This is a genomic window from Arthrobacter sp. CC3 (assembly GCF_039907775.1).
In the GTDB taxonomy this organism is placed as follows: Bacteria; Actinomycetota; Actinomycetes; order Actinomycetales; family Micrococcaceae; genus Arthrobacter.
The window spans coordinates 21,017-32,856 of sequence record NZ_JARCCY010000031.1 but is presented as its reverse complement, the minus strand read 5'-3'; the positions used below and the strand labels follow the sequence as shown (position 1 = coordinate 32,856).

General features: G+C 66.6%; 12 protein-coding genes and 1 riboswitch. Of the genes, 8 read left to right on the top strand and 4 right to left on the bottom strand.

Annotation, left to right across the window (positions count from 1 at the left end):
• Nucleotides 1-36: 36 nt before the first annotated feature.
• Nucleotides 37-612, top strand: a complete 576-nt coding sequence (gene dcd / locus PV761_RS17195; RefSeq protein ID WP_028270970.1) for a dCTP deaminase — start codon at nt 37-39, stop codon at nt 610-612.
• 39 nt (nt 613-651) lie between these two features.
• Here dcd and PV761_RS17190 read toward each other — a convergent pair whose 3' ends face one another.
• From PV761_RS17190 to PV761_RS17180, 3 genes are all read right to left on the bottom strand, one after another.
• Complete coding sequence (locus tag PV761_RS17190) at nt 652-1,842, bottom strand: cation:proton antiporter (RefSeq protein ID WP_347898573.1); 1,191 nt, start codon at nt 1,840-1,842, stop codon at nt 652-654.
• A 5-nt stretch (nt 1,843-1,847) separates the two neighbouring features.
• Nucleotides 1,848-2,330 (bottom strand): cation:proton antiporter regulatory subunit, encoded by a 483-nt coding sequence (locus tag PV761_RS17185; protein ID WP_028270968.1) that lies wholly within the window; start codon nt 2,328-2,330, stop codon nt 1,848-1,850.
• Nucleotides 2,331-2,394: 64 nt separating this feature from the next.
• Complete coding sequence (locus PV761_RS17180; protein ID WP_028270967.1) at nt 2,395-3,798, bottom strand: MFS transporter; 1,404 nt, start codon at nt 3,796-3,798, stop codon at nt 2,395-2,397.
• A 204-nt stretch (nt 3,799-4,002) separates the two neighbouring features.
• Here PV761_RS17180 and PV761_RS17175 point away from each other — a divergent pair, with 204 nt between their 5' ends.
• From PV761_RS17175 to mnhG, 6 genes are read left to right on the top strand one after another with little or no spacing between them, the layout of a single operon-like run.
• On the top strand, nt 4,003-7,047 hold the full coding sequence (locus tag PV761_RS17175; RefSeq protein ID WP_347898570.1) for a Na+/H+ antiporter subunit A: 3,045 nt from the start codon (nt 4,003-4,005) through the stop codon (nt 7,045-7,047).
• Nucleotides 7,044-7,631, top strand: coding sequence for a Na(+)/H(+) antiporter subunit C (locus PV761_RS17170; RefSeq protein WP_347898568.1), 588 nt, complete (start codon nt 7,044-7,046; stop codon nt 7,629-7,631). The genes PV761_RS17175 and PV761_RS17170 overlap by 4 nt, the downstream gene beginning before the upstream one ends.
• Nucleotides 7,628-9,283 (top strand): Na+/H+ antiporter subunit D, encoded by a 1,656-nt coding sequence (locus PV761_RS17165; protein ID WP_347898566.1) that lies wholly within the window; start codon nt 7,628-7,630, stop codon nt 9,281-9,283. The genes PV761_RS17170 and PV761_RS17165 overlap by 4 nt, the downstream gene beginning before the upstream one ends.
• Nucleotides 9,280-9,825 carry a Na+/H+ antiporter subunit E gene (locus tag PV761_RS17160; RefSeq protein ID WP_347898564.1) on the top strand — a complete coding sequence of 182 codons (546 nt, stop codon included), beginning with the start codon at nt 9,280-9,282 and terminating at the stop codon, nt 9,823-9,825. Before PV761_RS17165 ends, PV761_RS17160 begins: the two co-directional genes overlap by 4 nt.
• Nucleotides 9,822-10,100: a monovalent cation/H+ antiporter complex subunit F gene (locus PV761_RS17155; RefSeq protein WP_347898562.1), complete on the top strand. Its 279-nt coding sequence runs from the start codon at nt 9,822-9,824 to the stop codon at nt 10,098-10,100. Before PV761_RS17160 ends, PV761_RS17155 begins: the two co-directional genes overlap by 4 nt.
• A complete protein-coding gene (mnhG, locus tag PV761_RS17150) occupies nt 10,090-10,548 on the top strand; it encodes a monovalent cation/H(+) antiporter subunit G (protein ID WP_347898560.1) in 459 nt (152 codons plus the stop codon). Before PV761_RS17155 ends, mnhG begins: the two co-directional genes overlap by 11 nt.
• A gap of 24 nt (nt 10,549-10,572) precedes the next feature.
• On the opposite strand, the gene PV761_RS17145 is transcribed toward mnhG, so the two are convergent.
• The gene (locus PV761_RS17145; protein ID WP_028270961.1) at nt 10,573-10,836 is read right to left on the bottom strand and encodes a DUF4235 domain-containing protein; all 264 of its coding nucleotides are present in this window, start codon (nt 10,834-10,836) and stop codon (nt 10,573-10,575) included.
• Between the two features lie 150 nt (nt 10,837-10,986).
• A riboswitch (TPP riboswitch) is annotated at nt 10,987-11,129 on the top strand.
• Between the two features lie 73 nt (nt 11,130-11,202).
• Between PV761_RS17145 and PV761_RS17140 the strand changes: the two genes are divergently transcribed.
• Nucleotides 11,203-11,835 carry an ECF transporter S component gene (locus PV761_RS17140; protein WP_028270960.1) on the top strand — a complete coding sequence of 211 codons (633 nt, stop codon included), beginning with the start codon at nt 11,203-11,205 and terminating at the stop codon, nt 11,833-11,835.
• Nucleotides 11,836-11,840 lie beyond the last annotated feature (5 nt).

Below are 11,840 nucleotides of genomic sequence, written 5' to 3'. Positions count from 1 at the left end.
AAAACGGGGGCGGCAATGGATGCGGTATTTTTGAGTGTGCTGATCTCTGACCGCGATATTCGTGCCGAAATTGATTCCCAACGGATTGTCCTGGACCCGTATGACCCGGTGATGGTCCAGCCGTCCTCCGTGGACGTCCGGATTGACCGGTTCTTCCGGTTGTTCGACAACCACAAGTACGCGCACATCGACCCCGCCGAGGACCAGCCTGAGCTGACGCGGCTGGTGGAAGTGGACGCGGGAGAGCCGTTCATCCTCCATCCGGGTGAGTTCGTGCTCGGCTCCACCTATGAGACCGTCACGCTGCCGGACGATATTGCGGCACGCCTTGAAGGAAAGTCTTCGCTGGGCCGGCTGGGGCTGCTGACGCACTCCACGGCAGGGTTCATCGATCCCGGGTTCTCCGGGCATGTCACGCTGGAGCTTTCCAACATGGCAACGCTGCCCATCAAGCTGTGGCCAGGCATGAAAATCGGCCAGCTGTGCTTCTTCAGGCTGAGCTCGGCCGCGGAATTCCCCTACGGCTCCGGTGAGTATGGCAACCGCTACCAGGGTCAGCGCGGCCCCACCGCCAGCCGCAGCTACCTGAACTTCCACCGCACCGAGATCTGAGAGAGCGTCGCCGGGAAGGCGGCAGGATCTGAGAGAGCGTCAGATGGGGCGGGCGGCCGGGCGGGGTTTTGCCGGGCGGCGCAGCATCTTGACCACCGGCTCCACGTAGCGTGCCGCCAGCGGCCCCATGATGGCCATGATGAGTACGTAGGCAGTGGCCAGCGCAGCGAGGTCGTCCGGCACCACGCCGGACGCTACCGCCAGTCCGGCGATGACGATGGAGAACTCGCCGCGGGCAATCAGTGCGGCCCCTGCGCGGAAACGGCCCGGCAGGGCAATTCCAGCCCGCTTGGCGGCCCAGACCCCCGTGATCAGCTTGGTGCCGGCCGTGAGGACCGCCAGAATCAGAGCCCAGCCCAGAACCGGCGGGATGGACGTGGGGTCGGTGTTGAGGCCAAAGACCACGAAGAAGATGGCGGCGAACAAGTCCCGCAGCGGCTCGAGGATCCGGGTTGCGCTGTGCGCTGTGGCCCCGGAGATGGCGATGCCCAGCATGAACGCCCCCACTGCGGCCGAGACCTGCATGGCAGCGGCGAGGCCGGCAACCAGGAGCGCGGCGCCGAGGAGGTTCAGCAGGAACACCTCGGAATTCTCGCTGTGCACTGCCTTGGACACATGGTGTCCGTGCCGGAGGGCCACCACCAGCACCACCGTGACCACGGCCAGTGAAATCCCCACGGTCTGGAGTCCCACCAGGAAGCTGACTCCGGCGAGGGTGGCCGTGAGGATGGGCAGGTACACGGCCATCGCCAGGTCCTCGAAGACCAGGATGGAGAGCACCACCGGGGTTTCGCGGTTACCGATCCGGCCGAGGTCCGTGATCACCTTCGCTGCGATGCCGGAGGAGGAGATGTACGTGACGCCGCCCATCACCATGGCTCCCACCAAACCCCACCCGAGCAGGACGGCCAGGGCTGCCCCGGGAATGAAGTTCAGCACGAGGTCCAGGACGCCGGCCTGCCACGACCGTCGCAGCCCCGTGACCAGCTCCGCCGCCGTATATTCCAATCCGAGCATAAGCAGCAGGAGGATGACGCCGATCTCGCTCGAAAGATGTGCGAATTCTTGCATTCCTTCGAGTTTGACCAGGCCGCCGGCCCCGAAAAACAGCCCGCCCACCAGGTACAGGGGAATGGGGGACATCCCGATCCGCCCGGCCAGCCTGGCCAGCAGGCCAAGGCAGAACACGACGGCCCCCAGTTCGATGAGGGTTAGCGCGAGCGGGTCCATGCCGCTCAGCCGTTGCGCAGGATATCGGCCGCCGTATCTAGGCCTTCTTGCGTTCCCACCGCCACGAGCAGGTCACCGGGGTGAAGGACGACGTCGGGTCCGGGGGAGGGGACCACCTCGCCTTCCCGCATGATGGCGACTATGGAGACGCCGCTGCGGGTGCGGATGCAGGCCTTGCCCATTGGCTGGTTATGGAACGGCGAGTCTCCGGCAATGGAGAACTGGCGTGTGACGATCCCGGGGATTTCGCGGTGCTCTTCGGAGAGCTGCATCGCCAGCCGCTGCCCGCCCAGCAGGTTGCCGAGGGCCGCGGCTTCGTCGGCAGTCAGGGGAATGGACGCCTGGCATGTGTCCGGATCGTCCCAGGTGGAAACGATCAGTTCGGTTTGCCCTTCGCGGTACTCCACCACGCCGATCCGGCGTCCCGAAGCGGTCATGAAATCCTTGCGCCTGCCAAGGCCAGGGAGGTCTGTCTCATCCACGTTCATGGCACCAGCCTAGTCCGCGCAGAGGGCGTTGGAGGGCCGAAACGGCGAATTCCCCGCTGCCTGCTCAGGCCGCGGGAACCACCGCGATTTCCACCTTCCCCGGCGGCTTGACCGGCAGCAGCACCAGCAGCCCCGCCAGCAGCACCACCATGATACCGAGGATGCCCCAGCGCTGGGCTTCCCCCGGCGCCACGAGCGGCGAGGCCACGGCGATGCACAGGGTGAAGAGCGTCGGCGCCAGGAAGCTGACTGCCCGGCCGGTGGTGGCGTAGAGGCCGAAGAGCTCCCCGGATTCGCCATGCGGCGCCAGCCGGGCAAGGTAGGCGCGCGAGGAGGACTGGGCCGGACCCACGAAGAGGCAGAGGAAGAGCCCGAACACCCAGAAGGTGGTGGTGCCTGCCCAGGCCTGCCCGAAGAAGACATAGCTGCCGTTGCCCAGGACCAGGATGACGGTGCCTGCAATCAGCAGTCCGACGAGCGAACCGATGATGACGGCTTTCGGCCCGATGCGGTCGTCCAGGAAGCCGCCGATCATGGCTCCCACCGCGGCCACGATGTTGCCGAAGATCGCGAAGAAAATGACTTCCTTCAGTTCGAAGCCGAAAGTTCCCGCCGCGATGATCCCGCCGAACGTGAAGACAGCGGCCAGCCCGTCCCGGAAGATGGCGCTGGCGAGGAGGAAGAAGATGGTGTGGGGACTGGTGCGGTAGATCGCCTTGATGCGGCGAACCAGCAGCCCGTAGGAAGCCAGGAACCCCAGCTTCGCGGCCTGCTGCTGCCGGGGCAGCTCCGGCACCGCGAACAGCACGGGCAGCGCAAAGATGAAGAACCAGAGGGCTGAGAACACGGCAACGAGGCGGATGTTGAGGCTGTCCTCGGTGGAGGCCCCGAACCACGCGAAGCTGGGCTGGACGAACAGCTGCAGCACGATCAGCAGCGCGACGATGCCGCCCAGGTAGCCCATGCCCCAGCCGAAGCCGCTGACCTTGCCGATGTTCCTGGGGGTGGAAATCTGCGCCAGCATGGCGTTGTAGTTCACCCCGGCAAATTCGAAGAAGACGTTTCCGAGGGCGATGAGCGTGACGCCCAGCAGGAGGAATTCCGGCCGCGGAAAGACAAAGAAGCACAATCCGGTCAGGACCGTGACGGCGGCCGTGTTGAGTCCCAGCCACATCTTCCGGCGGCCGCCGGTGTCCGAACGCTGGCCGGTTACGGGCGCCAGGACGGCGATGGCTGCGCCCGCGATCGCCAGGGCACCGCCCAGCACGGCCGAGGCCTGGTCCTCGCCGCCGAACGCTTTGGACGTCAGGTACACCGTGAACACGAAGGTGGTCATCACGGCGTTGAAGGCGGCAGAACCCCAGTCCCAGGCGGCCCAGGCGAGGACCTTGCCCTTGCTGGTGGCCAGTGTTCCGGACTCCAGCTCGGACGGGGGGTGCGTAGCCGCTGAGGCGGTGACGGGGTTCATAGGCTGAATGCTATCCGCCCCTAGCTAAACGGCGAGTGAAGGGGCGGTGGAAATTCCCCGGCGTCACGGGGAATCCGCTGCCCGGCGGTCGGGTCGCTGGCAAAAGTGTTTGCATCCGCTTGATAAACTGTCTGCACCGAACCTGACGTATGACCGCCTGCTCCAACTTTTGACAATCGAAATCCTGACGTTGCGGAGATACCTGTGATCACAGTCCTTGCCGTGCATTTCGCGGTGGCCGCTGTGGCGCCGTTTCTCTTCAGGAAATTCCGCAGGAACTCGTTCTATGCGCTGGCTGCGGTTCCCGCGGGCTCGTTCGTCTGGCTCCTCTTCCAGCACGGCGCCGTATACCAGGGCGCGGCCGGCCAGGAGGCAGCCTCCTCCACGGGCAGCGCCGTCACCGAGCTCCTTCCCTGGATTCCTGAGCTCAAGATCGAGCTCGCGTTCCGGATGGACCCGCTGGCCTGGATCATGTCCCTGCTGGTGCTCGGCGTGGGTGCCCTGGTGCTGGTGTACTGCGCCCGCTACTTCAAGAACAAGGACAGCGACCTCGGCGGCTTCGGCGCCCAGCTCCTGGCGTTTGCCGGGGCGATGTTCGGCCTGGTCACGGCCGATGACCTGCTCCTGATGTTCATCTTCTGGGAACTCACCACCGTCCTGTCCTACCTGCTGATCGGCTACGCCCGCACCAGGCTCTCCGCCAGGCGCTCGGCCCTGCAGGCCCTGATGGTCACCACGGCGGGCGGCCTGGCCATGCTGGTTGGCCTCATCATCCTGGGCTTCAGCGCCGGAACCTACCGGATCTCGGCCATCCTGGAACAGGCTCCCGGGCTGGCCACCGGGCCGGCAGCGGGAGCCGTGGCCGCCGCCGTCGTGCTTATCCTCATCGGTGCCGTGACGAAATCCGCACTGATCCCGTTCCATTTCTGGCTCCCCGGAGCCATGGCGGCGCCCACTCCGGTGAGTGCCTACCTCCACGCCGCGGCCATGGTGAAGGCCGGCGTCTACCTCGTGGCGCGCCTGGCGCCGGGGTTTGCGGAAACGGCCTACTGGCTGCCCATGGTGCTGGGGCTGGGCCTGGCCACCATGCTGGTGGGCGGATACCGCGCGCTCCGGCAGACCGACATCAAGCTCATCCTTGCCTACGGCACGGTCAGCCAGCTGGGCTTCCTCACCATGGTGGTGGGCCTCGGCAAGCCGGACGCCGCGCTGGCCGGGCTGGCCCTGCTCCTGGCCCACGGACTTTTCAAAGCCACCCTGTTCCTGGTGGTGGGCATCATCGACCACCAGTCCGGCACCCGTGACCTCCGCAAGCTGTCCGGCGTCTACAAGTCCTCCCGTGCACTGGCGGTTGTCGCAGCCATCGGTGCCGCCTCAATGGCAGGCATCCCGCCGCTGGCAGGGTTCGTGGCGAAGGAATCTGTGTTCGAGGCCTTCGTGCACTACGGCACCTCAACGGATCCCGCCGGGCCCGGCGTCTGGGGGCCGGTGGTCCTGGCAGGGCTGGTCCTGGGCTCCATCCTCACCTTCGCCTACAGTGCGCGGTTCATGTGGGGTGCCTTCGCCTCGAAGCCGGGCATCGAGCCCACACCGTTCAAGGCCATCAAGCCGTCCTTCCTCGCCGCCCCGGCCCTGCTGAGCCTGCTCACCATCGTTTACGGCCTGTGGCCGGCACCGGTGGACGGGTGGATCCAGCCGTACGCTGCGGAGTTCGTGCACGACGGCGGCGACCCGGCAAGCGCCGCCGATCACCTTGCACTGTGGCACGGACTTACTCCAGCGCTGGGCCTGACGGCGCTGACGTTCGCGTTCGGCATCGCCATGTTCTACGGCCGCGGCATCGTTGCCCGCGCCCAGGGCCGGGTGCCGGCGTGGGTGGACGGCGACCGGGCCTACCAGATGACGATCGGCGCCCTGGACGACGTTGCCGTCTGGGTCACGGGACGCACGCAGCGTGGTTCGCTGTTCTTCTACCTCTCCGTCATCCTCACCGTGGCCTTCGCACTTCCGCTGACCGCGCTGCTCATTGCCGGCAAGCCGCTGCCGGAGGGCCTGTACTTTATCGATCCCAATTCGCCGCTGCAGCTGGTGGCCGGCGCCGGCATCGTGATCGGGGCGCTGGCGGCTGTCCGGGCCAACAAGCGGTTCCTCGCGGTGCTGATGGTCTCCGTGACCGGCTACGGCATCGCCCTGATGTTCGCACTGCAGGGGGCGCCGGACCTCGCCCTGACGCAGATGCTGGTGGAAACCATCATCCTGGTGGCGTTCGTCCTGGCCATGCGCAGCCTGCCGGCCGAGCTCCGCGACCGCACCGGCGGCAAGTACCGGGTGATCCGCGTGATCATCGGGGTGGCGTTCGGAATCACCATGATCTTCGTGGCCATCTACGCGATGGGTGCCCGGGTTGCGACGCCCGTCGCGCTGGAGTTCCCGCGGCTGGCCTATGAGGGCGGCGGCGGACTGAACATCGTCAACGTCACCCTGGTGGACATCCGGGCGTGGGACACCTTCGGGGAGATCTCCGTGCTGGCGCTGGCCGCCACCGGCGTGGCCAGCCTCATCTTCGTGAAGGGACGCGGCGACGGACTCCGCGCCTCGTCCTCGGTGGCCGAGGGGACAGTGGGCCGCCGGTCCCACGCAGGGCAAAGTTCCCGGGACAGTGCGGCACTGGCGCTGAGCCGCAAATTCGCCGCATCCACCCGGGATGCCTGGCTGGTGGCCGGGCGCACCATGGCTCCCGAGCGCCGCTCCATCATCTTCGAAGTGGTGACGCGCCTGGTGTTCCACTCGATGATCGTCTTCTCCATCTACCTGCTGCTGGCCGGCCACAACCTGCCCGGCGGCGGCTTCGCCGGCGGGCTGACGGCCGGACTAGCCCTGACCATCCGGTACCTTGCCGGCGGCCGCTTCGAACTGCGCGAGGCCACCCCGGTGGGCGCGGGAACGCTCCTGGGCATCGGTCTGGCCACGGCCGCGGCCTCCGGGGTGGTGCCGCTGCTGCTGGGCGGGCAGGTGTTCCAGAGCGCCATCATCGAACTGTGGCTGCCGGTGTTCGGCGACATCAAGTTCGTCACCTCCACTATTTTCGACATCGGCGTCTACATCGTGGTGGTGGGACTGGTGCTGGACGTGCTGCGCAGCCTGGGTGCCGAAATCGATGAACATTTTGAAGAAAACCCGGCCGGCGAGACCGAAGGGCAGGAACCCGAAGGCGTTCCCGCCGAAACCACCGGGAGGGGTAAGGCATGAGCGTCAACCTGACACTGCTGACGGTCATGGGCGCGCTCTATGCCTGCGGCATCTACCTGATCATGGAACGCAGCCTCACCAGGGTGCTGCTGGGCCTGATGCTTTTGGCCAACGCCACCAACCTGCTGATCCTCGCCACCGGCGGCTATGCCGGCCTGGCGCCCATGTTCAGCAAGGACACGGACCCCCGCGACTACAACGACCCCCTCCCGCAGGCACTGATCCTGACCTCGATCGTGATCTCCTTTGCCGTGACCGCGTTCATGCTGGGCATCATCTACCGGACCTGGGTGCTGGCCCGCCGCGATGAGATCCAGGACGACGTCGAAGACATCCGCGTCGCCGAAACCCCCAGCTTCGATGCCGAGGACGACTCCGAGATTCCGGTCGAGACCTCCGAGTTTCCGCTGACCATGATCGGCTCCGACGGCCGGGGGATTTCCGACTCTGGCGTTTCCGGCACCGAGGACGGTGGCGCGACCGTGAAGGCGGGCGACCACCGGATCCGGGCCAAGGACGCCGCCGCGGAAGAACAGCCCGGCTCCCAAAACGTGACCCCCGGCCCGGAAGGAGGCGTGAAGTGAACATCGCAAGCTTTGCCCCGCTCGCCGTCGTACTTCCCATCCTCGGCGCCGCCCTGACCTTCGTGCTGATCCGGCACTCGCGGGCGCAGCGGGCCGTCAGCATCACGCTGCTTTCGCTGACCCTGCTGCTGGAGTGTGTGCTGCTGGCCTCCGTCTGGGACGGCGGAACGGCTGCCGTCAACATCGGCGGCTGGCTGCCGCCGTGGGGCATCGTGATGGTGGTGGACCAGTTCTCGTCGCTGATGCTGGTGGTCTCGTCCACCGTCAGCCTCGCCGTGCTGGTGTACGCCACCGGCCAGGGCATGGCCGACGGCGACCAGGACGCCCCGCTGTCGATCTTCCACCCCACCTACCTGATCCTGGTGGCCGGGGTGTCCAACGCCTTCCTGTCAGGGGACCTCTTCAACCTCTATGTGGGTTTCGAGATCCTGCTGACGGCAAGCTACGTGCTGATGACGCTCGGCGGAACGGGCCCGCGCATCCGCGCCGGCGTGACCTATGTGGTGGTCTCCGTGGTGTCGTCCGTCCTGTTCCTGATCGCCATAGCCATGATCTACGGGGCCACCGGAACCATCAACATGGCGGACCTCGCGATCAAGCTCGCAGACCTGGACTCCGGGACGCGGACGCTGCTGCACGTGATGCTGCTGGTGGCCTTCGGCATCAAGGCGGCTGTCTTCCCGCTGTCCTTCTGGCTGCCTGACTCGTATCCCACCGCGCCGGCCCCCGTCACCGCCGTGTTCGCCGGCCTGCTGACCAAGGTGGGCGTCTACGCGATGGTGCGCACAGAGACGCTCCTCTTCCCCGGGGACTCGCTGAACACCCCGCTGATGGTGGCCGCCTTGCTGACCATGGTGGTGGGAATCCTGGGTGCCCTGGCCCAGAGCGACATCAAACGTCTGCTCTCATTCACCCTGGTGAGCCACATCGGCTACATGGTGTTCGGGCTGGCCATGTCCTCCGTGGCAGGGCTTGGCGCGGCGGTGTTCTACGTGGCCCACCACATCACTATCCAGACCAGCCTGTTCCTGGTCACCGGCCTGATCGAACGCCGCGGCGGAAGCTCCTCGATCGACCGTGTGGCCGGCCTGGCCAAGCTGTCCCCGATCCTGGCCCTGCTGTTCTTCATTCCCGCCATGAACCTGGCCGGAATCCCGCCGTTCTCCGGCTTCCTGGGCAAGCTCGGGCTGCTGCAGGCCGGTGTGCAGCTCGGCACCCCGTTGGCCTACGCGCTGGTGATCGGCGGCGTCCTGACCAGCCTGCTGACGCTCCTGGCCATCGCCCGGGTGTGGAACCGCGCGTTCTGGCGCAAGCCCGAGGACGCCGAGAACCCCGACCCCGTGCTGCTGGCCGCCCCCGAGGACTCCGACACCGGCGACCGCGCGGGCAAGCGCAACGTCACGCTGCTGCCGCGGACCATGGTGGGATCCACCCTGGGGCTTGTCGCCTTCGGCGTGGCGCTCACCGTCTTCGCCGGGCCGCTCTTCCGGGTGGCGGACCAGTCGGCCGTGGAGATGCTGGACAGGAGTTCCTACATCCAGGCGGTGCTGGGCGAAAACGCTCCGGTGCCCCCGGTCGCGCAGCCTGAACCTGCGGAACCGCAGCCGGAAAGCCCGCAGCCTGAGGGCCAGCAGCCGGAGGTCCAGAAGTGAACCGCCGACGGATCTCAATCCGGCAGGAACTGCCCCTCCTCGTCTGGCTGGTGTTTGTCTGGGGTGCGCTCTGGCAGGACTTCAGCCCCGGGAACCTCCTGTTCGGAGCCCTCATCGCCGTGGTGGTGGCGCGCTTGTTCTACCTGCCGCCGGTGGAACTGGGCGGCCGGTTCAGCATCGTGCGGGCAGTCCCGTTCGCCATCGTTTTCCTGGGCAAAGTGGTGGCCGCCAGTTTCCAGGTGCTGTACCTGGCGGTGGCCCGCGGGCCCAAGGTGACCAACGCCGTCGTCGCCGTCCAGCTCCGCAGCCATTCGGACCTGATGGTCACTGCCACCGGCCACGTCATCTCGCTGATTCCAGGCTCACTAGTGGTGGAGGTGGACCGCTCCACGTCCACGCTCTACATCCACGGGCTGAACGTGCGGAGCGGGGAGGACATCGTGAACCTGCGCAAGGAAGTCCGGGATGCCGAGGCGGCACTGATCCGGATCATGGGCACGCGTGAAGAACTGGCCGCACTGAAACAGGAGGTGGGCGCATGATGGAAGTCGTCCTGACCGTAACGGCCGTGATCCTGTCGCTGGCGGCAGCGGGGGCCATTGTCCGGATCGCCATCGGCCCGTCGCTGCTGGACCGGGTGCTGGCCTCGGACGTGCTCCTGGCCATCATCGGTGCCACGCTCTGCATCGATATGGCCGTGAACCGGCACCTGAACAACCTGATGCTGCTGGTGGCGCTGTCCATCATCGGGTTCATCGGGTCCGTGACTGTGGCGCGCTTCGTGGCCGACCGGCGGGAGCAACCCAATGAATCCTGAACCATCCGCCGTGGACACCGTCATCGACGCCGTGTCTGCCGTTTTTATGGTGGTGGGCGCCGTGATGTCCCTCGGCGCGGCCATCGGCCTGTTGCGCTTCCCCGACCTGATGAGCAGGATGCACGCTGCCACCAAGCCGCAGGTGCTGGGCCTCTTCCTGCTGCTGGCCTCGGTGGGCCTGCAGCTGCGGACCTGGTGGGTGTGGCCCGCACTGTTCGTGGCGTGGATCTTCCAGGTCCTCACCGTTCCCGTATCCGCGCACATGGTGGGCCGGGCCGGCTACCGCACCAAGCACCTGCACAGGGAGCTGCTGACGACGGACGAACTGGAGGCCGTGGTGCAGAAGGCGGCGGACAAGAAGACCGCCGACGGGCGGGCCGCCGGCGGCCAGGAAGCAGACGAGCGCGCAGCGCACGACGGTCCCGCCGACGACGGCGCGTCAGCCTAGCGGGGGCCCGCAGGACGGTTGGGCCTAGACGATGTCCTGGGTCTTGGCGAAGCGGGTGATGGCACGCTGCGTGCCGCGGTTGGCCAGGACCTGGATGATGGCGCTGACAGCGGCCGAGACCAGCGCAAAGGTCAGGGCGCTGCGCAGGGTGGTGGGGACGTCGTTCTTGTCGCCCTTGGGGGGCTTGCGTCCGGTGACCTTTTCCCAGACGACGTCAACGGCCTTCGTGCCGGCAAATCCGGCCAGCAGGCTCACTCCGGTTCCAAGCAGCTTGATGAAAAAACTCATTCCAGTACCCCTAACAGGTGGGAGACGGCGGAAACAGGGCTTCCCCTAGCCTAGCCGCATCAGGCCGCCCCCATCACCGCGCATTGTGACAGCCGCCCCGGGATTTCGCGGGCCTGCGGGTGTAAACTGGTCCACGCCCACAAGGGCGAATTGATACGACAGGGGAGCGTCGCCGTCGGGCATCACTGGAACAGTCCAGGGAACCGGAGGCGGGCGCTGAGAGTGCGGACAGCCGCAGACCCTCGAACCTGATCCGGTTAGTACCGGCGCAAGGGAGTCGAGTTCTCAGAGTGTCCGGCAGCAGGCGGCGGAAGCCGCGGCCCTTGCCGGGAAACACTCTCCCCTCCTGTACCTCAGGAGGAAGACATGACTGATATTTCTGCAAAGCAGGCGTTGCCGCACAGCAAGTACAGCTGGCGCGTGGTGGACATTGTGGTTGCCGCGTTGATCGCAGTGGCCGGCGGCGTCATTTTCTGGGCCTGGTCCCAGGGCGCCGCCGCCGTTACCCCGGCCATGAACGCCGTTTACCCGCCCCTGACCGGCCTCATCGCCGGCGGCTGGATGATTCCCGCCGTCCTGGGCATGCTAATCATCCGCAAGCCCGGAGCCGCACTGTTCTGCGAAACAGTGGCTGCCACAGGTGAGCTGATCATGGGCTCGCAGTACGGTGCCTCCGTGCTGTTCTCCGGCTTCGTGCAGGGGCTCGGCGCCGAAATCATCTTCGCGGTGTTCGTGTACAAGAAGTTCAACCTGCCCGTTTCGCTGCTGGCCGGTGCCGGTGCAGGCCTCTTCTGCGGCCTGAACGACTCGTTCGCTCCGTGGGGCTGGAACGTCGCCTACGCGGCCGGTGACAAGCTGGCCTACATCATTTTCACCGCCATTTCCGGCGCCATTATTGCCGGTGCGCTGTCCTGGATCGCCACCCGCGGCCTGGCCCGGACCGGTGTGCTCAGCTCCTTTGCCTCCCGCAAGGCAGCAACGGAGCCCGTCTTTTCCTGACGAAC

Excerpts from the sequence above, each read along its gene's own strand:
- PV761_RS17190 (WP_347898573.1), bottom strand. The coding sequence starts at position 1,842 with ATGGACCCGCTCGCGCTAACCCTCATCGAACTGGGGGCCGTCGTGTTC.
- PV761_RS17185 (WP_028270968.1), bottom strand. The coding sequence starts at position 2,330 with ATGAACGTGGATGAGACAGACCTCCCTGGCCTTGGCAGGCGCAAGGAT.
- PV761_RS17180 (WP_028270967.1), bottom strand. The coding sequence starts at position 3,798 with ATGAACCCCGTCACCGCCTCAGCGGCTACGCACCCCCCGTCCGAGCTG.
- PV761_RS17170 (WP_347898568.1), top strand. The coding sequence starts at position 7,044 with ATGAGCGTCAACCTGACACTGCTGACGGTCATGGGCGCGCTCTATGCC.
- PV761_RS17155 (WP_347898562.1), top strand. The coding sequence starts at position 9,822 with ATGATGGAAGTCGTCCTGACCGTAACGGCCGTGATCCTGTCGCTGGCG.
- mnhG (WP_347898560.1), top strand. The coding sequence starts at position 10,090 with ATGAATCCTGAACCATCCGCCGTGGACACCGTCATCGACGCCGTGTCT.
- PV761_RS17145 (WP_028270961.1), bottom strand. The coding sequence starts at position 10,836 with ATGAGTTTTTTCATCAAGCTGCTTGGAACCGGAGTGAGCCTGCTGGCC.
- PV761_RS17140 (WP_028270960.1), top strand. The coding sequence starts at position 11,203 with ATGACTGATATTTCTGCAAAGCAGGCGTTGCCGCACAGCAAGTACAGC.